This is a genomic window from Ralstonia sp. PBBBR1, assembly GCF_002256165.1.
Classification (GTDB): Bacteria; Pseudomonadota; Gammaproteobacteria; order Burkholderiales; family Burkholderiaceae; genus Ralstonia; species Ralstonia thomasii.
In genome coordinates, this window is the sequence record NZ_NKIL01000012.1 from 95228 (window position 1) to 119256 (window position 24029).

The 24029-nt window shown below is 65.7% G+C and carries 21 protein-coding genes; 6 read left to right on the top strand and 15 right to left on the bottom strand.

The features are described from left to right. Positions 1–138 precede the first annotated feature (138 nt). The 8 genes from CFE42_RS20080 to kdgD form a co-directional block, all read right to left on the bottom strand. Positions 139–1440 carry an MFS transporter gene (locus CFE42_RS20080; RefSeq protein ID WP_004633984.1) on the bottom strand — a complete coding sequence of 434 codons (1302 nt, stop codon included), beginning with the start codon at positions 1438–1440 and terminating at the stop codon, positions 139–141. A gap of 55 nt (positions 1441–1495) precedes the next feature. Further along, positions 1496–2398 (bottom strand): SMP-30/gluconolactonase/LRE family protein, encoded by a 903-nt coding sequence (locus CFE42_RS20085; protein WP_004633983.1) that lies wholly within the window; start codon positions 2396–2398, stop codon positions 1496–1498. Positions 2399–2402: 4 nt separating this feature from the next. Beyond that, entirely contained in the window at positions 2403–3248 is an 846-nt protein-coding gene (locus CFE42_RS20090) for an NAD(P)-dependent oxidoreductase (protein WP_004633980.1), read from the bottom strand. A gap of 1 nt (position 3249) precedes the next feature. Continuing rightward, positions 3250–4851 (bottom strand): galactarate dehydratase, encoded by a 1602-nt coding sequence (garD, locus tag CFE42_RS20095; protein WP_004633979.1) that lies wholly within the window; start codon positions 4849–4851, stop codon positions 3250–3252. Positions 4852–4892: 41 nt separating this feature from the next. After that, positions 4893–6302: an enolase C-terminal domain-like protein gene (locus CFE42_RS20100; RefSeq protein WP_004633978.1), complete on the bottom strand. Its 1410-nt coding sequence runs from the start codon at positions 6300–6302 to the stop codon at positions 4893–4895. 18 nt (positions 6303–6320) lie between these two features. Then, positions 6321–7673: an MFS transporter gene (locus CFE42_RS20105; protein ID WP_004633974.1), complete on the bottom strand. Its 1353-nt coding sequence runs from the start codon at positions 7671–7673 to the stop codon at positions 6321–6323. A gap of 100 nt (positions 7674–7773) precedes the next feature. Then, the gene (locus CFE42_RS20110; RefSeq protein WP_004633972.1) at positions 7774–9345 is read right to left on the bottom strand and encodes an aldehyde dehydrogenase (NADP(+)); all 1572 of its coding nucleotides are present in this window, start codon (positions 9343–9345) and stop codon (positions 7774–7776) included. 27 nt (positions 9346–9372) lie between these two features. After that, complete coding sequence (gene kdgD, locus CFE42_RS20115) at positions 9373–10311, bottom strand: 5-dehydro-4-deoxyglucarate dehydratase (RefSeq protein WP_004633970.1); 939 nt, start codon at positions 10309–10311, stop codon at positions 9373–9375. A gap of 339 nt (positions 10312–10650) precedes the next feature. Here kdgD and CFE42_RS20120 point away from each other — a divergent pair, with 339 nt between their 5' ends. Then, on the top strand, positions 10651–11547 hold the full coding sequence (locus CFE42_RS20120) for a LysR substrate-binding domain-containing protein (RefSeq protein WP_004633961.1): 897 nt from the start codon (positions 10651–10653) through the stop codon (positions 11545–11547). Positions 11548–11602: 55 nt separating this feature from the next. After that, positions 11603–11968 carry a hypothetical protein gene (locus CFE42_RS20125; RefSeq protein WP_004633959.1) on the top strand — a complete coding sequence of 122 codons (366 nt, stop codon included), beginning with the start codon at positions 11603–11605 and terminating at the stop codon, positions 11966–11968. Here CFE42_RS20125 and CFE42_RS20130 read toward each other — a convergent pair. Genes CFE42_RS20130 through CFE42_RS20160 form a run of 7 tightly spaced genes read right to left on the bottom strand, consistent with a single transcriptional unit; the run spans position 11965 to position 18974 of the window. After that, entirely contained in the window at positions 11965–12906 is a 942-nt protein-coding gene (locus tag CFE42_RS20130) for an ABC transporter substrate-binding protein (protein WP_004633958.1), read from the bottom strand. The two genes, CFE42_RS20125 and CFE42_RS20130, sit on opposite strands and share 4 nt — an antisense overlap. A gap of 25 nt (positions 12907–12931) precedes the next feature. Further along, the gene (locus tag CFE42_RS20135) at positions 12932–14098 is read right to left on the bottom strand and encodes a cytochrome c (protein WP_004633956.1); all 1167 of its coding nucleotides are present in this window, start codon (positions 14096–14098) and stop codon (positions 12932–12934) included. A 14-nt stretch (positions 14099–14112) separates the two neighbouring features. Next, positions 14113–14910: an ABC transporter ATP-binding protein gene (locus CFE42_RS20140; RefSeq protein WP_004633954.1), complete on the bottom strand. Its 798-nt coding sequence runs from the start codon at positions 14908–14910 to the stop codon at positions 14113–14115. Then, positions 14904–15941, bottom strand: a complete 1038-nt coding sequence (locus CFE42_RS20145) for an ABC transporter permease subunit (RefSeq protein ID WP_004633952.1) — start codon at positions 15939–15941, stop codon at positions 14904–14906. The genes CFE42_RS20140 and CFE42_RS20145 overlap by 7 nt, the downstream gene beginning before the upstream one ends. Positions 15942–15976: 35 nt before the next feature. Further along, positions 15977–16984 carry an ABC transporter substrate-binding protein gene (locus CFE42_RS20150; protein WP_004633950.1) on the bottom strand — a complete coding sequence of 336 codons (1008 nt, stop codon included), beginning with the start codon at positions 16982–16984 and terminating at the stop codon, positions 15977–15979. 49 nt (positions 16985–17033) lie between these two features. After that, entirely contained in the window at positions 17034–17873 is an 840-nt protein-coding gene (locus tag CFE42_RS20155; protein ID WP_004633948.1) for a class II aldolase/adducin family protein, read from the bottom strand. A 9-nt stretch (positions 17874–17882) separates the two neighbouring features. Further along, positions 17883–18974 carry an LLM class flavin-dependent oxidoreductase gene (locus tag CFE42_RS20160; RefSeq protein ID WP_004633946.1) on the bottom strand — a complete coding sequence of 364 codons (1092 nt, stop codon included), beginning with the start codon at positions 18972–18974 and terminating at the stop codon, positions 17883–17885. Between the two features lie 197 nt (positions 18975–19171). Between CFE42_RS20160 and CFE42_RS20165 the strand changes: the two genes are divergently transcribed. The 4 genes from CFE42_RS20165 (at position 19172) to CFE42_RS20180 (ending at position 24028) form a co-directional block, all read left to right on the top strand. Continuing rightward, the gene (locus CFE42_RS20165; protein WP_037044699.1) at positions 19172–20380 is read left to right on the top strand and encodes an acyl-CoA dehydrogenase family protein; all 1209 of its coding nucleotides are present in this window, start codon (positions 19172–19174) and stop codon (positions 20378–20380) included. Between the two features lie 60 nt (positions 20381–20440). Beyond that, entirely contained in the window at positions 20441–21100 is a 660-nt protein-coding gene (locus tag CFE42_RS20170; RefSeq protein ID WP_004633942.1) for a cysteine dioxygenase, read from the top strand. Further along, positions 21097–22746 carry a rhodanese-related sulfurtransferase gene (locus CFE42_RS20175; RefSeq protein ID WP_004633940.1) on the top strand — a complete coding sequence of 550 codons (1650 nt, stop codon included), beginning with the start codon at positions 21097–21099 and terminating at the stop codon, positions 22744–22746. Before CFE42_RS20170 ends, CFE42_RS20175 begins: the two co-directional genes overlap by 4 nt. Before the next feature lie 394 nt (positions 22747–23140). Then, on the top strand, positions 23141–24028 hold the full coding sequence (locus CFE42_RS20180) for an EamA family transporter (RefSeq protein ID WP_004633938.1): 888 nt from the start codon (positions 23141–23143) through the stop codon (positions 24026–24028). Position 24029: the final 1 nt, after the last annotated feature.

Here is a 24029-nt window from a genome sequence, read left to right on the forward strand (position 1 = left end):
GGCCGCGATTGTAGCGGGGCGCGCCACCGCCATGAGAATCGCCCGGCCGAAAAACACGCGGCCGGGCGTTCTGGCAACACGTTTCAGCGCAACGTGTCCGACGCAGTGGCGTGATCGGCGCGTCTGCGGCAACAGAAATCAGGCCGCAGTACTGGGCGCCGTCCCGCCGGGCTGCATCGGCACGGGGCGGGCCTGCTTGTCGTTGAGCAACGTCCACACGAGGATGGCCGCCACGATGTCAAACACGGCCAGCGCCACGAACAGCGGGTTGTAGCCGATGGTGGTTGCGAGCGTACCGACCGCCAGGGAGAACAGCATGCCGCCCATGTAACCCGACATGCCCGCCAGCCCCACGGCCGTGCCGACTTCATGCTTGCCGAACATGTCCGACGTGAGCGTGTATAGCGCGCCGGAGAGCGTCTGGTGCGCGAAACCGCCCACGCAGAACAGCGCAATCGCCGTGTATGGGCTGGTCGCCAGGCCAATGCAGGCCGGGCCGATCATGCACAGGCAGCCCGTCACCATCACGAGCTTGCGCGACGTGACAAGCGACACCGAGAACCGCCTCTGGAACCATGGCGCCAGGTACCCGCCCAGCACGCAGCCCACATCCGCCGCCAGGAACGGCAGCCACGCAAAGAGCGCGATCTCCTTCAGGTTCATATGGCGCTCGGTGGCCATGTAGAGCGGAATCCAATAGTTGAACGTCTGCCACGCCGGCTCCGACAGAAAGCGCGGAATGGCGATACCCCAGAAGCGGCGGCCGCTGACGATCTTGCCCCATGAAGGCTTGGGCACGTTGGCGTCGTCGTCCGGCGTTTCCTGGCCGGCGCGGATGTAGTTGCGCTCTTCCTCCGACAGGCGATGGTGTTTGGCCGGCACGCGATACAGCAGGAACCACAGCACGCTCCACACCAGCCCGATGCCGCCGATCACGGCAAAGGCGAAGCGCCAGTTGCCGTGCAAAATGCACCAGACCACCAGAGGAGGCGCCACCACCGCCCCCACGGACGAGCCGATGTTGAACCAGCCGGTTGCAATCGACCGCTCCTTGGCCGGGAACCACTCCGCCGTTGCCCGCAGCGCCGATGGAAAGCCCGCCGCCTCCGTCATCCCCAGCATCGCGCGGAACGCCGCCAGCGACAGCCAGCTGCCGGCCGTGCTGTGCAGTAGGCAGACCACCGACCACGCCGCCGCAAACAGCGCAAAACCCAGCTTGGTGCCCAGCACGTCGAGCACGTAGCCCGCCACCGGCTGCATCACCATGTAGGCCGCCTGGAATGCCGCGACGATGTAGCCGTACTGCTGCGTGCTGATGTTCAGCACCTTGTTGACTTCAGGTGCCGCCACGGCCAGCGCGTTGCGCGCCAGGTAGTTCATGATCAGGCCGCTGAGTACGAGGCCGATGATCCACCAGCGCAAGCCTTTGATGGGTTTCATGTGTTGTCTCCTAAGAGCCCCCCGGTTGTTCTTGTGTGTGGGGCGTACTGCGGTTTCAGAGGTGCAAGACGGGTTCCGGCAATCCGGTCACGCCCGGGCGCACGGCAAACGTGGCGCCCGAGAGCGGGTCGTCGCCGATGCGGATCGACGTCACGAACAGGGTGTCCAGCCCGGGGCCGCCGAAGGCACACATGGCCGGTTTGGACGTAGGGATGGCGATGCTTCGATCAAGGCGGCCGTCTGGCGTGAAGCGATGCACGAACCCAGCATCGTTGCCGCAGATCCAGTAGCAACCATCGGCGTCCACGGCAGCGCCATCCGGACGCCCCGGGTACGCGTTCATGTCGATGAAAACGCGGCGGTTGTGCGGCGTGCCGGTGTCGATGTCGTAATCGAAGGCCCAGACCGTCTGGCGGCTTGCGTGCGAATCCGACAGATACATCGTCTTGCCATCGGGGCTGAAGGCCAAGCCGTTCGGGACGATCAGGTCGTCGATGACGGCATCAACGCGCCCAGTGCGAGCGGCCGCCGCATCCAGGCGATACAGCTTGCCGAGCGGCAGGCCAAGCGAGGTGTCCAGCACCATCGTGCCGGCCCAAAACCGGCCTTGGCGATCGCAGCGACCGTCGTTGAAACGCATGTCAGGGCGCGCGTGCGCCACCGTGGCGAGGCGCTGCAGGGGCCCAAGCTCGATGCCGGGGCTGGGCGGTGGCGCGAGAAAGATGCCCGTTTCCATCGCCATCGCCCAACCGTTGGGCGCCATGGCTATACAGCCCGCCATCTCGGGCAGCGGCCAGTTGTTGGTCTGGCCGGAGAAGAAGTTCCAGCACCACAGCTTGCGGTCCGGAATGTCCGTCCAGTACAGCGCCTGCTCACCGGCGTGCCAGACGGGGCTTTCGCCGACACCGCATTGCATGTTGCCAATCCGCTCGACTGCCGGCTCTACGTTCAGGTGCATTGCGTCAGTCTCCGAACGGGCCGGCTTTGACAAATGCACCGCCCTGATACTGCGCAGCCGGATCATCGGCAGGCAGCGGCGGCTGCGCTTCGACCTGCGCGCGGAAGATCTCGCTCGTCTGCGTAGGCGTGTAGCCGAGGTGCGCGGCGTGGCGGTTGTCCCACCAGCGGTCGCGGTTGTTCGACATGCCGTAGACCACGGTAAAGCCCACGTTAGGCACGAACAGCGCGCGGCGGATGAGCTGTTCGAGGTCGTCGTACCCGAGCCAGGTGACGAGCATGCGGCGGTCCTTCGCTTCGGCAAACGAAGAGCCAATGCGGATGGCGACCGTCTCGATGCCGTAGCGATCGAAATAGAAGCTGGCGAGCTGTTCGCCAAACACCTTGCTGAGCCCGTAGTAGCCATCGGGCTTGGTGGGCACGGTGCTGTCGATCACCTCACCCTGCTTGTAGAAACCGATGGTGTGGTTCGAGCTGGCGAACACGATGCGCCGCACACCATGACGGCGCGCAGCCTCGTACAGGTTGTAGGTGCCGGCGATATTGGCCGGCAGGATTTCTTCAAACGGCCGCTCGACCGACACACCGCCCAGATGCACGATCGCATCCGAGCCAGCGACGAGCGCATCGACGGCTTTCGCATCGGCCAGGTCACACGGCGCGATCTCCTCACCGGTGCGCGCCTCGCCGAGATTTGATATATCAGACAAGCGCAAAAAATCGGCGTACTTGGGCAGCCGCTCGCGCAGCACCTTGCCGAGGTTGCCGCCGGCGCCCGTCAGCAGCACGCGGTAGCAGCGTGTGGTCACGCCGTCGAGCGGGTCGTTTTGAATGTTCAATTCAGTCGTCATATCAGGTCACCGGGGCGGGGTTGAACAGGGCCAGCGCGTTATGCAAACCGAGCTTGTCGGCGCAAACTTGTTTGCGACCGCTCGCCACGTCAAGAATCAGGTGGAACAGCTCCCAGCCGATATCGGCAATGCTCGCCTCGCCAGTGGCAATGCGGCCAGCGTCGAGGTCGATCAGGTCATGCCAGCGCTCGGACAGCGCCTTGCGCGTCGACACTTTGATGACCGGCGCCATGGCCAGGCCATACGGCGTGCCGCGGCCGGTCGTGAACACCTGCAGGTTCATGCCGGAGGCCAGCTGCAACGTGCCGCACACGAAATCGCTGGCGGGCGTCGCAGCAAAGATCAGGCCCTTGCGACGCACTTTCTCACCCGGGCCAAGCACATCGACGATGGGCGTGCTGCCCGACTTGACGATCGAACCCAGCGCCTTTTCCACCACGTTGGACAGGCCACCCTTCTTGTTGCCCGGCGACGGGTTGGCGCTGCGGTCAGTCTGGCCGCCGCTCAGGTAGTCGTCGTACCAGGCCATCTCGCGCAGCAGCGCACGGCCGACGTCTTCATTAATGGCGCGCGGCGTGAGCAGATGGATGGCGTCACGCACCTCGGTCACTTCCGAAAACATCACGGTGCCGCCGGCTCGCACGATCAGGTCCGCCGCAAAGCCGACCGCCGGGTTGGCCGTCGCGCCCGAGAACGCATCGCTGCCGCCGCACTGCACCCCAACCACGAGATCGGAGGCCGGGCAGGTTTCGCGCTGGCGCTTGTTGAGATGTTCCAGGCGGCGCTCGGCCATCTCCATGATGGCGTCGGTCATGCCGATGAAGCCGTCGAAGGCTTCGTCCTGCAGACGCAGCACCGGCGAATCTGCGGTGCCGGCCACTTCGATCGGAATGCGCCCACCCGGCGCAAGCTTTTCCGGCACAAGGCGTTCCGGGACGAGCTTTTCGCAGCCCAGGCCGATCACCATGATCTCGCCGCCAAAGTTCGGGTTGAGCGCCAGGTTCTGCAGCGTGCGGATCGGCACGATGGCGGCCGGCGCGTTGATGGCGACGCCGCAGCCGTACACATGGTTGAGCGCCACCACGTCGTCGACATTCGGGAAGCGCGGCAGCAGTTCGCGTTTGATGCGACCCACGACGTAATCCGTCACGCCCGCCACGCACTGCACGCTGGTCATGATGCCGAGCACGTTCTTCGTGCCGACCGTGCCATCTGCATTGCGATAGCCCTCGAAGGTATAGCCCTCCAGCTTTGCCAGCTTCGGGTCCGGGCGCGTGGCCAGCGGCAGCTCGTCCAGCGCGGGGGCGGACGGCAGCTTCACGGCGTGCTCATTGACCCAGCTGCCGCGCGGCAGCGGCTTCACGGCATAGCCGATCACCTCGTTGTAGCGGATGATCGCGTCGCCTTCGGCCAGGTCGGCCAGCGCCACCTTGTGGCCTTGGGGCACACCTTCGACTAGCACCGTGCCATCGGCGAGTGCCGTGCCAGCGGGCAGGCCGCGTGCGTTGACGACGATGGCGACGTTGTCACCGTCGTGCACGCGAATCGTCAGCGCCTTTTCAGTTGCGTTGCCGGCCTCGGGGGCCAGCGTCGGTTCAGACATCACAGACTCCGTGATTGATTCAAACTCAAACGGGCTTCTTTTCAGCGCCTCAGGCTCGGGCGTTTCGGGTCATACGTCCAGCCCGGCACGAGGTATTGCATGGCCATGGCGTCGTCACGCGCGCCAGGGCCCAGGGTCTTGTACAGCGCATGGGCCGCCATGACGCGCTCCATGTCGATTTCGATGCCGAGGCCCGAGCGCTCCGGCACGGCCACATGGCCGCCCTGGATGCGCAGCGGCTCGCGCGTCAGGCGCTCCTGGGCCTCCTGCCAGATCCAGTGCGTATCGATGGCCGTGATGTTGCCCGGCGCGGCGGCGGCCACATGCGTGAACATCGCCAGCGACACATCGAAGTGATTGTTGGAATGCGAGCCCCACGTCAGACCCCACTCGTCGCAAAGCTGCGCGACGCGCACGGAGCCTTGCATGGTCCAGAAATGCGGATCGGCCAGCGGAATGTCGACTGCGTGCAGCTGGACTGCGTGGCCCATCTGGCGCCAGTCGGTGGCGATCATGTTGGTGGCCGTCGGGATACCGGTGGCACGCTTGAACTCGGCCATCACCTCGCGGCCCGAGTAACCGGCTTCGGGGCCGCACGGGTCTTCGGCATAGGCCAGTAGATGCCCTTGGCCCTTGCACAGCGCAATCGCCTCGTTGAGCGACCACGCGCCGTTCGGGTCCAGCGTGACGCGGGCGTGCGGAAAGCGCGCCTTGATGGCGGCAATCGCTTCCATCTCGTCGGCGCCGGGCATCACGCCGCCTTTGAGCTTGAAATCGGCAAAACCGTAGCGCGCGGTGGCGGCTTCTGCCAGGCGGGCGATGGCGGCGGGCGTCATCGCGGCTTCGTGGCGCAGGCGCAGCCAGTCATCGGTGCCGCTGGCGCCATCCAGATACGGCAGATCGGTCTTGCGGCGGTCACCCACGTAGAACAGGTAGGCGAGCATTGGAGCGCTATCGCGCTGCTGGCCGGCACCGAGCAGTTCGGCCACCGGCACCTCCAGAAACTGGCCAAGCAGATCGAGCAACGCCGCTTCCACCGCCGTGATGACGTTGTCCATGCGCAGGTTGATCTCGTGCGGCTGGCGCAGCACGGCTGCTTCCGAAGCGGACGTGACCTGGTGCACCGTCGCCTGATGCGCGGCATTGCCGCCACCGGCCAGCGCCCGGCGAATGCTGTTCAGCACGCCGTTGGTACGACCGATCGGTTGACCGATCACCAGCGGAATCACGCGTTCCAGCGCCTGACGGATGCCCTCCCCGCCCGGCACCTCGCCCACGCCGGTGCGCCCGGCGTTGTCCTTCAGGATCACGAGGTTGCGTGTAAAGAACGGAGCATGCGCGCCGCACAGGTTCAGCAGCATGCTGTCGTGGCCCGCAACGGGGATCACCTGCATCTCCGTCACACGCGGTGTGTGGGTGCGGGCGCCGGACTCGATCGATTGCAACGTCACTTCCAAGGCTCCTCTGGCTTACAGCGGCTTGAGTTCCACACGCTTGATCTCGCCGACCATGAACAGGTAGCAGACGATGGCAACCGCGGCATGAATACCGACATACACCAGCGCACCGTTGAACGAACCCGTGGTGTTGACGATGTAACCGATGGCGATGGGCGTGGTGATGCTCGACAGGTTGCCGAAGGTGTTCATCAGCGCGCCCGACAAGCCGGCGATCTGCTTGGGCGCCGTATCGGAGTTCACTGCCCAGCCCAGCGCGCCGAGGCCCTTGCCGAAGAACGACAGCGCCATCACCGCCACCACGATGGCCTGCGCATCGACGTAGTTGCAGATCACCATGGTCATGGAGAGCAGCATGCCCAGCACGATGGGCACCTTGCGCGCCACCGACAGCGAGGCACCACGCCGGAGCAGCGCGTCAGAGATGATCCCGCCCAGAATGCCGCCCAGGAAGCCACATACCGCCGGAATCGACGCGACGAAGCCCGCCTTCAGGATCGACATGCCGCGTGCCTGCACCAGGTACACCGGGAACCACGTGATGAAAAAGTAGGTGAGCGCATTGATGCAGTACTGCGCGATGTACACACCCATCAGCATGCGGTTCTGCAGGAGCTGCTTCACGTAGCCGAGTTTCGGACCCTCGTTCTTGGCCACGCCCGCACGGTCCATGTTGACCAGGCCACCGCCGGCTTCGATGTATTCGATTTCGGCGCGGTTGACGCCCGGGTGGTCTTTCGGTTCGTGTACAAAGGCTCTCCACACAACCGCCATGACGATGCCGATCACGCCCATCACGATAAACACGTGATGCCAGCCGAACGCGTGCACCAGCCACGCCATCAGCGGGGCAAACACCACCGTGGCTGCGTACTGCGCAGAGTTGAAGATGGCCGCTGCGGTACCGCGCTCATTGGCCGGAAACCATGCCGCCACGATGCGGCTGTTCGCGGGGAAGGACGGCGCCTCGGCCGCGCCCACCAGAAAGCGCAGGCAGAACACCATGACGATGGCCGCCGCGCCGGTAAAGAAACCGATGGCACCCTGCGCCAGCGTGAACACCGACCACAGCAGAATGCTGAACGTGTACACACGTTTGGAGCCGAAGCGGTCAAGCAGCCAACCGCCCGGAATCTGGGCGATTACATAGGCCCAGCCAAACGCTGAAAAAATATAGCCAAGCGACACGGCATCGATGCCGAGTTCTTTCTGCATGGCCGAGCCGGCAATGGAGATGGTCGCCCGATCGGCGTAGTTGATGGTCGTCACGATAAACAGCATCGCGAGGATCACGAAACGCACGCGGCTCATGCGCTCAGCGCGCGGCACGGCCTGTGCTCCCACTGCGGGGGCTTTGATGTCCATCGTCTCCTCCTTGAGCCGGCACCCGTCGTGCCGGTCGGTTCAAGTTGCCGGGTCCTGTGCGGCCCGGCGTGTTGTCTTTTTCTATTCGCGTGTTACGACTTCAGGCCCAGCTTCCGTCCACCAGCCGGCGCAGCTTGAGCGGGTTGGCGTCTTGCAGCGCCTCGGGCAGCAGTTCAGCCGGCAGATCCTGGTAGCACACGGGGCGCAGGAAGCGCTCGATGGCCGCCGTGCCGACCGAAGTCGTACGTGTATCCGTCGTTGCCGGCCAGGGGCCGCCGTGCACCATGGCATGGCACACTTCGACGCCGGTCGGCCAGCCGTTGGCCAGAATGCGGCCCGCCTTGCGTTCCAGAATTGGAAGCAGCGAACGCGCGATCGCAGTGTCGCCAGCGTCCAGATGCAGCGTGGCGGTCAGCTGGCCTTCGAGCGATTCGGCCAGCGTGCGCAACTCTTCTGCATCGCGGCAGCGCACGACCAGGCCGGTCGCGCCGAAGATCTCGTCGTGCAGCGTCGGTTGCGCCTGGAAGCTCTTGGCATCGGTGATATAGAAGCCGGCTTGCCCGCGGTTGGGTTGGTCGCTGTCTTGCCCGCGCGCGACGCAGCGCACGTTTGCCTCGGAGGCCAGCTTGTCGACGCCGCGCGTGTAGGCAGTGTGGATGCCGGCCGTGAGCATCGGCTGCGCAGCCACGCCGCCCATGGCAGCTGCCGCTGCAGCTTCAAAGGCGTCCAGTTCCGGCCCGTCGATGGCGAGCAGCAGGCCCGGGTTCGTACAGAACTGGCCCGCACCCATCGTCAGCGACGCCACGTACTGCTGACCCAGCGCAGCAGCACGCTTGGCCAGGGCATCGGGCAGCAGGAAGACGGGGTTGATGGCGCTCAACTCGCCATATACCGGAATCGGCTGCGGGCGCGCCTGCGCAATGCGCAGCAGCGCCTGACCGCCTGCACGCGAGCCTGTAAAGCCCACTGCCTGAATATGCGGATCAGCCACCAGTGCGCCCGCCACATCGTTGTCCGCCAGGATGAGCGAGAACACGCCCTCCGGCAGCCCGCATTGCGCAACCGCCGCTTGAATGGCGCAACCCACGAGTTCAGACGTACCCGGGTGCGCCGGATGCGCCTTGACGACCACCGGACAACCCGCAGCCAACGCTGACGCGGTATCCCCGCCTGCCACCGAGAACGCCAGCGGGAAGTTGCTCGCGCCAAACACGGCGACGGGCCCCAGCGCAATGCGGCGCATGCGCAGGTCCGAGCGCGGCAACGGCTTGCGTTCGGGCAGAGCCGAATCCAGGCGTGCGCCCACGGCATCACCGGAACGCACCACGCTTGCGAACAGGCGCAGTTGGTTGCACGTGCGGCCGCGCTCACCTTCCAGGCGCGGACGCGGCAATGCCGATTCGGCCATCGCGCGTTCGATCAAGGCATCGCCCAGCGCTTCGATCTGGCTGGCGATGGCTTCCAGGAAGGCTGCACGGGTTTCCGGCGCGGTCTCGCGGTAAACGTCAAAAGCCGCGGCGGCCAGTTCAGCGGCACGTGCGGCCTCGGCCTTGGAGGCCAGGGTGAATTCAGGTTCGAGCCATTCCCCGGTGGCGGGGTTCATGGCGCGAACCTTGCCGGCACCACCCGCTACGCGGGCGGCACCCAACAACAGTTCGCCGCTCAATTGCATAAGGATTCCTTGTGTTTTTGGTTGCGCTCAGGCCGCCAGCTTTTCCACTTCGGCAACGCGCGACACCAACGCCGACAGTTCTGCAATCTCGGCGTCGGTCAGGTCGGTCAACGGAGCACGGACCGGACCTGCGTCACGGCCAATGACCTTCATACCGGCCTTGACGATCGACACGGCATAGCCGCGCTTACGGTTGCGCAGCTGGATGTACGGCAGCACGAACTCGTTGAGCATCTTGTAGACCTTGGCATTGTCGAAGGCGCGCACGGCGGCGTAGAACTCTAGCGCGAACTTCGGCACGAAGTTGAAGATGGCCGACGAATACGTCGTCACACCCATCGTCAGGTACGGCAGCGCAAAGGTCTCGGCCGTCGGCAGGCCGCCGACATAGGTAAAGCGGTCGCCCAGGCGGGCGTAAATGCGCGTCATCAGTTCCAGATCGCCCACGCCGTCCTTGAAGCCGACCAGGTTCGGGCAGCGGTCTGCCAGGCGTTCCAGGTGGTTCTCGTCGAGGACCTGGTTGGCGCGGTTGTAGACGATCACGCCGAGCTTGGTCGATTTGCAGACCTGCTCCACGTGCGCGGCCACGCCGTCGGCCGAGGCTTCGGTCAGGTACGGCGGCAGCAGCAGGATGCCGTCGGCGCCGGCAGCTTCTGCGGCCTTGCAGTATTCGATCGATTCGGCCGTGCCGCGGCCGGCCGGGGCGATCACCGGAATCTTGCCGGCGGTTTCAGCCACGGCAGCACGCACCACGCGGTCCGTCTCAGCTGCGGTGAGCGAGAAGAATTCGCCCGTGCCACCTGCCGCAAACAGGCCGGCTGCCTCGTGGCTGAACAGCCAGCTGAGGTTGGCGCGATACGCGGCCTCGTCGAACGACAGATCCGACGCCTTGAAGTGCGTGATGGGGAAGGACAGCAGACCGGAGCCGATCTGTTGGGCGAACTCTTTGGGGCTGTATCGGGACATGTCTCGCTCGTGATGAATGCGTGTTGTTGATGAGCGAATTCTTGCATCGGGATCGATTCAAGTCCAAGCCAACTAATAACTCGATTAATACAGAACTTGTATTGATACAGGGTCTTCCCTAAGCTGCCAGTCCCGATGCTGCGGCCGCACGTGACGGCGCGGCCGCGCCTGCTTAGTGCCCTGTCACACCGCGCCTTCGGGCTCGACGTAAAGCGCATACAGGGAATCCGAACTCGCCATTTCCTGCATCGATCTGCCCCGAGGGCGAGCCGATTCTTGCATCGGCGATCTTTCCGATTCAAGATAAGCACTGACTCAATCCATACAGGTTTTGAATCGATGTTTGAACTCAGCCAACTCCGCTGCTTTGTTGCCGTGGCCGAAGAACTGCACTTTGGGCGGGCGGCAGAACGCCTGCACATGACGCAGCCGCCGCTGTCGCGCCAGGTCCGCCTGCTCGAACACCAGGTCGGTACAGAGCTACTGGAGCGCAATAGCCGCTCGGTCAAGCTGACGGCCGCGGGGCGCAGTTTTCTGCCCGACGCATCGCGCATCCTGCGCCTGGCGGACGAGGCGGCGGCGACGGCCCGGCGTGTGGCCACGGGCGCTGCTGGGCAGTTGGCGATCGGCTTTACCGCGTCGGTCGGCTATGGCAAGTTGCCCTCGCTAGTGAGCGCCGTGCGGGCGGCTTCACCCGGCGTGCGATTGACGCTGAAGGAGATGGTGAGCGGCGCGCAGCTCTCGGCGCTGGATGCGCGCGAAATCGACGTCGGCCTGCTGCGCCCGCCGGTGGAGCATGGCGAGCTGATTGCCGTGCCGTGCTCGCAGGAAGCGCTCGTAATCGCCCTGCCGGAAGCGGTGGCGGACAGTTGGCCGCAACGCCCCAGCCTGCGCGATTGCGAGGGCCAGCCGCTGCTGATGTATTCGCCATACGAGGCGCGCTATTTCCACCAGATGGTCAGCAGCCTGCTGGAGCGTGCGGAGGTGCTGCCCGACATCGTTGAATACGTCAGCCAGATCCACTCGATGCTGGCGCTGGTGCGTGCGGGCATCGGCGTGGCGCTCATCCCCGCAGCAGCGGCCATGCTGCACTTCGAAGGCGTCGTCTATCGCCCGGTACGCACCACGCCGGCCAAGCCGGTCGAACTCTGGATGGCCTATCGCAAGGACAACGACAACCCCGTCTTCAACGTGCTCAAGACGGTGCTGCACAACGCCCTTGCCGAGCGGCGCTGAACTCACGCGGCACCGCACTTGCTGGAGCCATGGCGATCCCGACCCGGAGACCGCCATGCCGAAAACACCCCAGAACATTCCACGCACCGCCCTGTGGCTCGCCGCGGCGGCCATCGGCCTGACGGTGGTTGCTTTGCCGCATCCCGCCCACGGCAAACTGCCGCCGCCCACGCCGGCTGAGCAAGCCGCCGCTGCCCAGCAGGCCGAGACCGAGCGCGCCCAGAAGGCGCAGGAGCAGGCCCAGCTGACCGCAGTGCAGGACCGTCTGGCAGCGCGCTTTGGCAAGGGCGGCAACAACGCGCCAGACGCTGTCACGCCGGTCGCCAACCTGCCCAAGAACGTCGCGGAAGCGCCGGGTACCGCCGGCCCGCATGGTGGCTCGCGGCCGAGCGCGGAATCCCATTCAGGCAACACCCGCTAGGCGATTAGCGGAAAGCCCGTGTCAAACGTGGTGGCCACCTCCAGCCGCTGTTTGAGCAGGCCCACCTTCACGTAGAAATCGGCCGTGCGCTGCTGCTCCGCAATGACCTGCGGATCGATGGCGCGCCACACCGTCTGTCGACGTGCGAACTGCAGCCGCGCAGCCTCCGGCGCGATGCCGATGATGCGGGCCAGCGTGGCCGAAAAGCTGTCGACATGCTGGTACGACCACACCTGCGCACGCACCACGCGCTGCAAAAAGTCGCGCAGCGCATCGCGCTTGGCCGCCAGCGCAGCGTCGGTGGCGGCCAAGTAGCTGAGGCCCGACCACAACCCGCGCCCGCTGACGAGCACGCGCGCATGCTTTGCCGTTTCGGCCATCGCCGTGTAGGGCTCCCACGTTGACCACGCATCGATCGACCCGTTGACCAGCGCAAGCTTGGCATCTGCCGGCGGCAGGAAGCGGAAGTTGGCATCGTCCGGACCCAGCCCCGCAGACTCCAACGCCTTGAGCGCCACGAAGTGCCCGATCGACCCGCGATTCGTGCCGATCGACTTGCCTTTCAGATCCGCGGCGGTCTTCAGCGGAGAATCCGGCCGCACCAGCACCGCCGTGCCGTATGGGTCGGATCGGTTGGCGCCGATCAGTTTGATCCGTGTGCCCGCCGCCAAGGCAAAGATGGCTGGCGCATCCCCAATGGGGCCCAAGTCGACGGCGCCTGCATTGAGCGCTTCGGCCAGCGGTGCGGCCGCCGGAAATTCGGTCCATTGGATGTCGTACGGCACGCCTTTGAGCGCGTCGGCGGCTTCGAGCAGCGCGCGCAGTCCGCCCTTCTGGTCGCCGGCCTTGAGCACGAGGCGGGGTTGCGCGATGGACAAGGCAGGCGCGGCAGCGAGTGCCAGCGTGGATTGCAGAAAACGTCGTCGATGTTGCGGCATGGTGATGGAGCGATGCGGTCGAGGGTCAGTGGATGAAGCCGCCTTTCACATAGCGCACGGGTTCGGCGTCCATGCGGGCGATCAAGGAATCGAGGCCACTTGTGGTGCGGGCGGTTCCGCGTGCGGCTGAAGTGCACAGGAAGTCAGCGTCGGACCACGTCGTGCCCGGTGCGCCGCGTGCGCGCAACCAGCCGTTGCGGTCGGCCAGCAACTGCGTGCCGGAGAACGCTTGCGGCGCAGCACCGGCGATGGCGGCGAAGACGCTCCAGGCGTCGGCGCCTGCAGCGACGCAACGCGCCTGGAACGCGCGCGTTGGCGGTGGCAACGTGCCATCCGGCGTGATCAGCAATGTCTGGAAACGCGGGTCTTCCAGCGGGATGCCGGCCCTCGATGCCGCATCCACTGCCACCACCCTCACGCGTTGGCCGTTGCGCCACGCAGCCAAGGTTTGAGACGGCGCGTCACCGCAGCGCACGGACAACGCGGGCAGCGCCACCGGCAGCGGCCAGCCGCCGGCACGCACGCCACCGCTCGCGGCCAGCACCTTCATGGCGTCGAGTACCGCCCAGATATCGGCGTCGCCCAGTCGACCGGCAAATGCGGGCATGGTCGACGCACCTTGCGTGTCCTGCATGCCGTGGGCGATGTGCCAGAACAGCTCGCCATCGGCATGACGGCCGAGCAATGGGCCGACCACCGTGGGTGGCCAGCGCGTAAGCGTGGCCGCCAAGGGGCCTTCGCCTCGGCCGTCTGCGCCGTGGCAGCTTGCGCAGGCGGCGTTGTAGATGCGCGTGCCCTGCGTGATGGATGTCACCGAAAAGGCCGTTGGACTCACATGGAAACTCGTCGGCACGGCGGGCGCGAGCACAACCGCCGACGGCCACGGCGCCACCACAAGCAGGCCCGCCGCGACGCCGGATGACAGAGGCCGCCACCGCCGCACGAGCACCGCGATCACGACGGCCACCAACGCCAGCATCAAGGCAATCAGCGTCAGGCCAAGCTGCCGCGCTTGCCCAAGATCGATCAGCAGGGTTTCACCGGCGATGCGCACATCCCATGGCCACGCCGGCTGCCCGTGCACCTCGCCTGTCAGCCCAAGCGTGTGCAGCAGCACCAGCACGCCGTGCTGCGCCCATTGCAGAAAGCCAAGCAATGCGTTGAGCCAGACCGTCGCTTCCGGTCCGCTCATGATGGTGCCGCCATCTACCAGGTCTCGCCCAGGCCGAGATGACCGAGTGCCTCGTGCCGCAACGCGCTCAAACGCGGGTCGCCGCGATGGCGTGGGTAAGGCAGATCCACCGTCAGTTCCGCCGTGATGCGCGCCGGGCGCGGGCTGAAGATGACCACACGCTGCGCCAGGAACAACGCCTCCTCCACATCGTGCGTCACCAGCACGGTCGAGAAGCGCGCGCGTTGCCACAGCGTCACCAGCTCGCTCTGCATGGCCAGCCGCGTGAGTGAATCCAGCTTGCCCAGCGGTTCGTCCAGCACCAGCAACTGCGGATCGTTGACCAGCGCACGCGCCAGCGCCACGCGTTGCGCCATGCCGCCCGAGAGCTCATGCGGAAACGCCCGATGAAAGCCGCCCAGGCCCACGCGCTCCAGAGCATCGTCCACGCGGTCACGCTCTGCGTTGAGCACACCGCGCGCTTGCAGGCCCAGCGCGACGTTGTCCCACACGCGCCGCCATGGGTAGAGCGTCGGGTCCTGGAAGACGACCACACGCGACGGGTCCGGCGCGTCGATGGGGGCATCGTCCTGCAGGATGCGGCCGCGCGTGGGCGGCTCCAGCCCCGCAATCAGGCGCAGCAGCGTGGACTTGCCGCAACCGCTTGGCCCGAGCAGCGCAACGAACTCACCCGGCTGTATAGTCAGGCTCACACCGTCGAGCACCTGCAGAGGATTGGCGCGGCTGCCAAACCAGTGGCTGACGCCCTGCACGTCGATACGCGCCCCGACAGTGGCCGCAGGCGGCGCCTCGCGTTCCAGCACGGCTACCATTTCAGCGTCCCCTTCTGCCAGACCAGCGCGCGGTCACGCACCTTGAAGAGCAGCGTGATGATGCTGGAGAACAGCAGCGCCATGACGATCAGCGCGGCATACATGTTGACGTACGATGCCCAGCCTTGCGCCCAGGTCAGGTACCAGCCGAGGCCCGACTTCACGCCCATCATCTCCGCCGTCACCAGCACCGTGAACGAAGCGCCCAGCCCCATGAACAGCCCCACGAACACCTGCGGCAGGGCTGCCGGAATCGCCACACGCAGCACCAGGAATGCGTTGGATGCGCCCAGCGTGCGGGCAACGTCGTAGTAGCTTTTGCTCACGCCCGCCACGCCGGACCACGTGAGCACCGCCACGGGAAAGCCGGCTGCCAAGGCGATCAGGAAAGCCGCCGCCGAATAGCTCGACGGGAAGAAGTAGAACGTGATCGGCAACAGCGCCGTCGCCGGCAACGGCCCGAGAATGCGCAGCACCGGATGCACCCAGTAGCCCACCGCGCGCGACCAGCCGATCGACACGCCCACCAGAAAGCCCGTCAACGCGCCGAGCAGATAACCGATGCCGAGCAGCTTGAGCGTATTCAACACGCTGTCGCCCAGACGCGGCCAGTCTTCCGAATACACCTCGATCAATGCCTGCGGCGGCGCAAAGAACGGTGTGGGCAATGCACCGGACTTGGCGGTCAGCACCTCCCACAATGCCAGCACCACAGGCACAGCGATCAACCACGGCCCGGCCGGCTGCAGCGCTTCCTGCACGGGGCGCAACGGAGCCACATGGCCCGCTGCCAGCGCCACCACGAACAGCGCAATTCCAACGATCAACGCGGCAACGCCCAGCTCCGCCGTGAACGCCCAATCGCTGAAGCCGACCACGTGATTGGGCCAGCGCCACGTCAGCAGGCCGAAGGCGGCCCAAGCCAATGCGGCCACGGCGCCGGTGCGCCATGCGCCTCCGCGCTCGACGGCATCGGCAAATGGGTTGGACAGCGGGGCCGGCGCCTCCAGTGTTTGCGGGATGGTGCTCATGTCGATGTGTTCCTCATGTGCTCACGCGCCGTGCCTCAGGCCAGCACATTCACGTACACGTGCTGCGCCAAGCGCTGCGGATCGGTGGTCTTCTTGATGACGCCGATGCGGCGGAAATCTTCCGCGTAGAAAGCAATCTCGTCGCGCAGGTCGACGCCGGTCGGGTGATGCGTGTACGTGAGCGTGGCGTAGAGCTTGCGCAAGTCGTCCAGCGCCACCTTGGGCGAATACTTGGCAAACACCTTGGCCGCCTCATTCGGGTTTTCGTTGACGAAATCCGTGGCTTGCACAATCGAACGCGCCAGTGCGGATGCCGTCGGGCGGTCATTGCGGACCAGTTCGCCGCGTGCGCCGATCACGCAGCAGACCTTACGTGCGTATTCACCGGAGAGGTTCGTGGCCAGCTCCACGTAGGCGCCGTTCGTGCGCTTCTCCAGCAGGAAAAGGTTGGGGTCGCCGTCGGCAATCGCCTGGATCTCGCCCTTGTCCACCGCCACGCCCAGCAGGTCGGCCGGGTACTGGCGCCAGGTGATGTCCTTGTCCGGGTCAATCCCGTTCTTGGCCAGCAGGATGGTGAAGAAGTGCTTGCCCGGGGCAGCAAGATCGCTCACGCCCACGGTTTTTCCCTTGAGCGCCGCCAGGCTGGTGACGCCTGCCGCCTTGGAACCCACAAGCCGCACACAACCGCCATGCGAGCTGCCGATGATCTTCACGTCGAAGCCCGCTTCCAGCGGCTTGAGCCAGCGGTGGATCATGCCGACTGCAGCGTCGGCCTTGCCTGTGGCGATGGATTCGAGCAGTTGATCGGTCGAGCCGCTGTAGTTGATCAGATCGACGTGCAGTCCGTTCTTTTCGAAGAAGCCGCGTTCCTGCGCCACCACGATGGGCGTCAGGCAAAACGCGTTCTGGTTCCAAGCAAACGTCAGCTTGCGCTGTTGCGAGTAGGCCTTGCGGCCCAGGATCAATGCCGGTGCAGCCAGCGCCGTGGCGGCCGCTGCGTGCAATATCTTGCGGCGCGAGATGCCCGCGGTCTCTTCGCTCATTGAATGCTCCCCGTGATGATGTGTTCGATCTGTTCTGTCAGGCGACGACTTAATCGAGCACGTCCGGCTCGGCCGAGACCAGGCCGGCGTAAAGGCTCTCGAATGCGTGCAGCGCACCCTCCTGCCCGCCCACCTGGCTGTGCGTGTGGCGTGCCGTGGCGGCATCGATCGGCTGAGGGGTGCCCGCGGCCTCGGCCAGCAATTGCGTGTGGGCTGCGTTGTCCAGCGCGATGTACCACCACGCCGCCGCTTCCACGGTCGGGCCGGCCGTGAGAATGCCGTGATTCTTCAGGATCACGCCCTTGTGCGTGCCGCCGTCGGGCTTGGTGAGCGCATGCGCAATGCGCTCGCCTTCGCTGGAATCGACCACCATGCCGGTGAAGTCGTCGAACAGCGCGTGATCTTCATAGAACGAGCATGCGTCCTGCGTGAGCGGATCCAGCGGCCGGCCCAGGGTCGACCACGCCTTGCCGTAGGTCGAATGGGTGTGCGCCGCAGCCACGATGTGCGGATGCGCTTCGTGAATCGCCGCATGAATCGCAAACGCCGCCTTGTTCAGCGGCCGGTTGCCGATGACGGTCTCGCCACGCGCGTTCACGAGCAGGAGGTCCGACACCTTGATGCGCGAGAAATGCACCCCCAGCGGGTTGACCCAGAAGTGGTCCATCAACTCCGGATCGCGCGCGGTGATGTGGCCCGCCAGCCCGAGGTCAAAGCCGTGCCGCGCAAACAGCCGGAACGCGCCTGCAAGGCGCTCCTGCCGATGGCGCCGCTCGGCCTCGAGCGTCGGCCGCGTGGCGGGCGGATCAAACCAGAATTTCTGCTGCGGCGTGCTGTTCAGCTTGAGCGTGGACGATGCCCCGCGCTCGATGGAAAGGACTGCGCTCATGCCCGTGCCTCACGCGGCCTTGCGCTGCGCTTCACGCTGCGCCACCAGCTCGCGCACGCGCGGGATGAGCGTGCGACCGTAATCCACCACGTCTTCCAGCGGATCAAAACCGCGGATCAGGAAGGTGGTGACGCCCAGGTCGTAGTAGTCGAGCAGCGCATCGGCCACTTGCTCCGGCGTGCCGACCAGCGAGGTGGAATTGGAACGTCCACCGGTTTCCTTGGCGATGGCCGTCCACAAACGTTTGTCGACGCGCTCGCCTTGTTCGGCCGCCGCGAGCAGGCGGCGTGCGCCCTCGCTCTGTTGCGGGCCGCCTCGGCTGTACCCCTGCTGCACACGCAGCGCGCGGGTCCGCTCAAGGATGCTCTCTGCCCGTGCCCAGGCGGCGTCTTCCGTTTCTGCCAGGATCGGGCGGAACGACACCGAGAACCGAATGCTGCGCCCGTGCTTGGCGGCTTCGGCCCGCACGCGCGTTGTCAGATCGCGCACCTGGTCGAGCGATTCACCCCACAGCGCATACACGTCGGCATGCTTGCCGGCCACCTCGACGGCCACGTCCGAAGCACCACCGAAGTAGATCGGCACATGGGGCTTCTGCGCAGGCTTCACCTCGGAGAAGCCTTGCTCGAAGCGATAGAACGCGCCCTCGTGGTCGAACGGCTTCGACTCTGTCCAGATGCGCCGCAGGATGCCCAGGTATTCGTCCGTGCGTGCATAGCGCTGGTCGTGGTCGAGGTAGTCGCCATCGCGACGTTGCTCGCTGTCGGAACCGCCCGAGATGAAGTGCACGCCCAGGCGGCCACCGGTGAACTGGTCCAGCGTGGCAATCTGGCGCGCGGCCAGCGTCGGATTGGTGAACCCGGGCCGGTGCGCAAGCATGAAGTGAATGCGCTCCGTCAACGCGGCTGCATATGAGATCGTGAGCGTGGCCGACGGCCCCGTCGAATGGTGCGGCACGAGGATGCGATCAAAGCCGGCCTGTTCGTGCGCCTGTGCAAAGGCACGTACGTAATCGCGGTCGATCACCGGCCCGTTCGGATCGGGCGGGTGAATTTCAGACTGCTTCTGGCTCTGGATCATGCCGATGAAATCGACGCTCATGCTGGCTCCGTTCCGCATATCGTTAGAAGACTTGCGAGGCATTGCGCCCCGCCATGAATGCGAATGAAGTTACGTCACCACCTGCATTGCACTAACGAATAATTTCAACGCTGCATATACGGCATAGGTCGTTCGTGGCGCCTGGCAACCCGGATACGCTGTGCGCCAATGTCACCTGCTTCGCACATTGCATCGCCATGTCGCCTGCTCCCTTGCATCGTCTGCCAACGCCGCCCGACCGGCTTGCCGAAGTGCTGGCCACCATTGCTCCGCAGCTGGCCGCGTCCGCCGCACAGCACGATCTGCAGGGCAGCTTTCCGCACGAAAACTTTGCGTTGCTGCATGCTTCGGGGTTGATCGCGCAAGTCATTCCGCAAACGCATGGCGGTGGCGGCGCGGGTCTGAAAACGGCACGCCAGATCATTGCGTCCATCGCGCATGCCGATGCAGCCACCGCGCTTGTGCTGACGATGACGTACCTACAGCACCGCGCCATCGCACGTGCCGATACGCGCTGGCCCGCGCATGTTCGGCAACAGGTGTTTGCGACTGCGCTGAATGAAGGCGCGCTCATCAACGCGCTGCGCGTGGAGCCCGACCTCGGCACGCCCGCACGCGGCGGTTTGCCCGCCACAGTGGCAACGCGTGTCGGCAATCGCTGGCGCATCCGGGGCCGCAAGCTCTACAGCACCGGCAGCCCTGCCCTGCGCTGGCTGTCCGTGTGGGGCCGCACCGATGAGGCCGAGCCGCGCGTGGGGATCTTTCTCGTGCCGCGTCCGTTGCCGGAAACACCGGGTATCCGCATCGAAGAAACCTGGAACCACCTCGGCCTGCGTGCCTCGGGTAGCCACGACGTCATCCTCGAAGATGTGGAGATTCCGCTCGACCAAGCCGTCGATATCCGCCCTGCTTCGGAATGGGCAGCGCACAGTGCCGCGCAAGCCGACACGGGCGCGCAACTCGACCAGCAAGCCTGGATGAACGTGCTGCTCGGCAGCCTGTACGACGCTGTGGCGCAGGCCGCGCGCGACTGGCTCATCCAGTTTCTGAACACGCGGGCACCGGCCAACCTGGGCGGGCCGTTGGCCACGCTGCCGCGCATGCAGGAAGTGGTGGGCGAGGTTGCCGCCGCGCTGCAAACCAACCGCGTGCTGCTCGATCATGCAGCCGAAGCCGCCGATGCGGGCGCGCCGCTTTCCATCACCGAAAGCGGGCTGCTCAAGTACACCGTCACCACCAACGCGATCCGCGCCGTGGAGTTGGCGCTGCAGGTGTCCGGCAATCACGGGCTGTCGCGCCACAACCCGCTCGAGCGCCACTATCGCGATGTGCTGTGCAGCCGCAATCACACGCCGCAGAACGACTCCATCCTGCTGGCAGCCGGCCGTACTGCGCTCGGGGTTTAGCTGGACGCCGCCAACCAAGTCCAGCAAGATGCCCAAAAATCCCACATCAGGAACCTGTCGATGAGCACGCCCGTACTCGCCACTGTTTCCGCTGCTGCTTCCTCTGCGGCACCCGCACAAACACAGTCCATCGCGCCGCTGCGTGAGTTCGTGACGGCGCTGTCGCGCCTGCTGGATCAGCAACCGACCGAAGCCGAAATCCTCTCGCGCGCCGGCGCCCTGCTCAGTGCGCTTGTCGCCCGCGACGACTGGTTGCCCGCTGAATACGCCCAGCCGCACCCCGAGCACTTCCAGCAGTTCCTCCTGCATGCCGATTCCGGCGAGCGCTTTTCCATTGTCAGCTTTGTCTGGGGCCCGGGCCAGCGCACACCCATTCACGACCACACCACGTGGGGCCTGATCGGCATGCTGCGCGGCGCCGAATACTCGCAGCCGTTCAAGCTCGACGCCCAAGGCAAACCCCAACCCGACGGCCCGGCGATCCGCCTGGAGCCCGGCGCGGTGGAGCACGTCTCGCCGCGCGTGGGTGACATCCACCGCGTGCACAACGCCTTTGACGATCGCACGTCGATCAGCATCCACGTCTACGGCGGCAACATCGGCGGCATCCACCGTTCCGTCTACACGGAAGACGGCGAGCGCAAGCCGTTCGTCTCCGGCTATTCGAATACCCATCTGCCCAATCTCTGGGACCGTTCCAAGGACACGCCCGCATCATGAGCACCACCATCGACGCTATCGACGCCATCGAATCGCCGGTCGCGGCACCGCTGGCCGAAACCCACGTCCCGACGCTGGCGTATGCCGACGTGCGCGCCGCCCTGCTGGCCCGCAAGGAGATCGCGCTGGTCGACGTCCGCGAGGAAGACCCGTATGCCCAGGCGCATCCGCTGTGGGCAGCCAACCTGCCGCTCTCCCGGCTGGAACTGGAAGCGTGGTCGCGCATTCCGCGCCGGGACACGTTGATCGTGCTGTATGGCGTGCACGATGGCGTGGACCTCGCCCCGCGCGCGGCGGCCAAGCTGGCTGAACTCGGCTATACGCGCGTGTACCTGCTCGAAGGCGGACTCGATGGCTGGCGCGCAGCCGGCGGCGAAGTGTTCCAGGACGTGAACGTGCCGAGCAAATCCTTTGGCGAATACGTGGAGGCACACCGCCACACGCCGTCGCTCAGCGCGCAGGAAGTCAAGGCGCTGCTTGATGCCAAGCGCGACGTGGTGATCGTCGATTCGCGCCGCTATGAAGAGTTTCAGACCATGAGCATCCCCACGGCGACGAGCGTGCCGGGTGCCGAGCTGGTGTTGCGCATCCGCGAGCTGGCACCGGACCCGACCACGCAGGTCATCGTCAATTGCGCGGGACGCACGCGCAGCATCATCGGCACGCAATCGCTCGTGAATGCCGGCATCCCCAACCCGGTTGCGGCACTGCGCAACGGCACCATCGGCTGGCTGCTGGCCGATCAGGTGCTCGACCATGGCGCCAGCCGTCGTCACCCGCAGGAGGTGTCTGCCGAAACACGCGCGCAGGCACAGGCCGATGCGCGCGCGGTGGCCGAACGCGCCAACGTGCCGCGTATTGCGCTGGCTGACGTTGCCAAACTGGAGACCCCGGACCGCACGGTCTACAAGCTCGACGTGCGCACGCCCGAGGAATACGCCGCCGGCCACCTGCCCGGCTTTGCCAGCGCGCCCGGCGGCCAGCTCGTGCAGGAAACCGACCATACGGCTGCCGTGCGCGGCGCGCGCATCGTCCTGGCCGATGACGACGGCGTGCGCGCCGACATGTCCGCCTCGTGGCTCGCACAGATGGGCTGGGAGGTTTATGTCGTCGATCCGGTCGACGCGAGCGAGCGCAGCGTCACCGGGACGTGGCAGACACCTGCCCCGCCGCCCCCCGCCGTGCGCACCGTTGACGCCCGCGCTCTGGCAGGCTGGCTCGAAGCGGGCGACACCGCCGTCATCGACGTCACACGCAGCGCCAACTACGTTGCGCGGCATATTCCGGGCGCGTGGTTTGCCGTACGTTCAGACTTGCCCGCCGCGCTGGAACGCATCCCGGCCGCACGCCGCTATGTGCTGACGTGCGGTTCCAGCCAGCTCGCCCGCTTTGCCGCCGCCGACCTCGCCAAGCTGACGCATGCCGAGGTCTGGGTGCTCGACGGCGGCACCGCAGCCTGGGTGGCGGCCGGCCTGCCCGTTGAAGCCGGCGAGACCCGCTTGGCCTCAGACCGCATCGACCGCTATCGCCGCCCGTACGAGGGCACGAGCGCGCCGCGTACCGCGATGCAGGCCTATCTCGACTGGGAGTTCGGGCTGGTCGAGCAGCTGCGGCGCGACGGAACGCACGGTTTCCGGGTCATCTAACTGGCCGCCAAGGTTCGGGACGTCACGCTTGGCGTTCTGAACTCGACACTTGACGTTCCAACACTCCACGCTTGAGGTTACGGACACCACGCTTGAGGTTCCGAACTCCACCGTTGGCGTTCGGAACGTGACGGGTGGCGTTCAGAACCTCGATAACTCGTAGTGCGAACGCCAACATTGAGGTTCTGAACGCCGTGCATGGGGTTCCAAACCCCGCACGCCGGGTTCATAACCGGGAACGCGAGGTCTGCAACCCCATGATTGGAGTTCCAAACTCCACACACGCCTCAGCTCACTTGCTTGCTAACAATGTTCACAACGAGTGATAACAAAACTCGTTTTGCGCATAAGGCCGCCTTGCGTAGCATCGGGACTTCCTCCCAGAGGTTCCGTCATGTCCCCCTTCATCGCTCTGTGCCTGCTCATCACCTACGTGGTGTGGGGCACAACGTATCTCGCCATCCGTTTTGCGTTGACCGATCTGCCGCCCTTTCTGATGATGGGCTCGCGCTTTTTGGCTGCGGCGGTGCTGCTCGCCCCGCTGGTCGTCCTGCGACAGCGCAAGCGGCCCGAAGAACGGCCGACCTTGCGCCAGGTCCGCAACTGCGCATTGATCGGCGCGTTCATGCTGGTGGGCGGCATGGGCATGACGGCGGTGGCCGAGCAGACCATCTCGTCGGGTGCGACCACGGTGATGATTGCGTCCATGCCGCTGTTCTCCACGCTGTGGACGCTGCTGGCCGGCGGCCGCCTGCGGGCGTATGAAATTGGCGCGATTGCGCTGGGTAGCATCGGGATTGCGGTGCTGTTTCGCGGAGCGGAATTTCAGGCCAGCACGGTCGGCGTGCTCGCGCTGACCACTGCCATTGCGTCATGGTCGTTCGGCTCGCAGCTCTCCAAGCGCATCGACATGCCCAAGGGCATGACGGCTTTCGTATTGGAGATGGCCTTTGGCGGCGTGGCGCTCGTCGTGCTCAGCCTCCTCACCGGCGAAACGTGGCCCAGCCACATCGGCACGCATGCCGCGCTTGCGTGGGGCTACCTTGTGGTGTTCGGCTCGGCCATCGCGTTCACGGCCTACATGGCGCTGGTGGAACGCGTGTCCACCGTCATGGCGACAAGCTATGTGTATGTGAACCCGCCCATCGCCCTGCTGATGGGCGCATGGCTGGCCGATGAAGTCGTCGCACCGCAGACGCTGGGCGCAACGGGCATCATCCTCGCGGCCGTGGTGGTGCTGACAGCCGGGGCTACGCGCGCGGCGCGGCGGGCGGCTGCTTGAA

Bases quoted from the DNA above. Each gene is read 5' to 3' on its own strand.
- CFE42_RS20080 (WP_004633984.1), bottom strand. From the start codon at position 1,440: ATGAAACCCATCAAAGGCTTGCGCTGGTGGATCATCGGCCTCGTACTC.
- CFE42_RS20085 (WP_004633983.1), bottom strand. From the start codon at position 2,398: ATGCACCTGAACGTAGAGCCGGCAGTCGAGCGGATTGGCAACATGCAA.
- CFE42_RS20090 (WP_004633980.1), bottom strand. From the start codon at position 3,248: ATGACGACTGAATTGAACATTCAAAACGACCCGCTCGACGGCGTGACC.
- garD (WP_004633979.1), bottom strand. From the start codon at position 4,851: ATGTCTGAACCGACGCTGGCCCCCGAGGCCGGCAACGCAACTGAAAAG.
- CFE42_RS20105 (WP_004633974.1), bottom strand. From the start codon at position 7,673: ATGGACATCAAAGCCCCCGCAGTGGGAGCACAGGCCGTGCCGCGCGCT.
- CFE42_RS20110 (WP_004633972.1), bottom strand. From the start codon at position 9,345: ATGCAATTGAGCGGCGAACTGTTGTTGGGTGCCGCCCGCGTAGCGGGT.
- kdgD (WP_004633970.1), bottom strand. From the start codon at position 10,311: ATGTCCCGATACAGCCCCAAAGAGTTCGCCCAACAGATCGGCTCCGGT.
- CFE42_RS20120 (WP_004633961.1), top strand. From the start codon at position 10,651: ATGTTTGAACTCAGCCAACTCCGCTGCTTTGTTGCCGTGGCCGAAGAA.
- CFE42_RS20125 (WP_004633959.1), top strand. From the start codon at position 11,603: ATGCCGAAAACACCCCAGAACATTCCACGCACCGCCCTGTGGCTCGCC.
- CFE42_RS20130 (WP_004633958.1), bottom strand. From the start codon at position 12,906: ATGCCGCAACATCGACGACGTTTTCTGCAATCCACGCTGGCACTCGCT.
- CFE42_RS20135 (WP_004633956.1), bottom strand. From the start codon at position 14,098: ATGAGCGGACCGGAAGCGACGGTCTGGCTCAACGCATTGCTTGGCTTT.
- CFE42_RS20140 (WP_004633954.1), bottom strand. From the start codon at position 14,910: ATGGTAGCCGTGCTGGAACGCGAGGCGCCGCCTGCGGCCACTGTCGGG.
- CFE42_RS20145 (WP_004633952.1), bottom strand. From the start codon at position 15,941: ATGAGCACCATCCCGCAAACACTGGAGGCGCCGGCCCCGCTGTCCAAC.
- CFE42_RS20150 (WP_004633950.1), bottom strand. From the start codon at position 16,984: ATGAGCGAAGAGACCGCGGGCATCTCGCGCCGCAAGATATTGCACGCA.
- CFE42_RS20155 (WP_004633948.1), bottom strand. From the start codon at position 17,873: ATGAGCGCAGTCCTTTCCATCGAGCGCGGGGCATCGTCCACGCTCAAG.
- CFE42_RS20160 (WP_004633946.1), bottom strand. From the start codon at position 18,974: ATGAGCGTCGATTTCATCGGCATGATCCAGAGCCAGAAGCAGTCTGAA.
- CFE42_RS20165 (WP_037044699.1), top strand. From the start codon at position 19,172: ATGTCGCCTGCTCCCTTGCATCGTCTGCCAACGCCGCCCGACCGGCTT.
- CFE42_RS20170 (WP_004633942.1), top strand. From the start codon at position 20,441: ATGAGCACGCCCGTACTCGCCACTGTTTCCGCTGCTGCTTCCTCTGCG.
- CFE42_RS20175 (WP_004633940.1), top strand. From the start codon at position 21,097: ATGAGCACCACCATCGACGCTATCGACGCCATCGAATCGCCGGTCGCG.
- CFE42_RS20180 (WP_004633938.1), top strand. From the start codon at position 23,141: ATGTCCCCCTTCATCGCTCTGTGCCTGCTCATCACCTACGTGGTGTGG.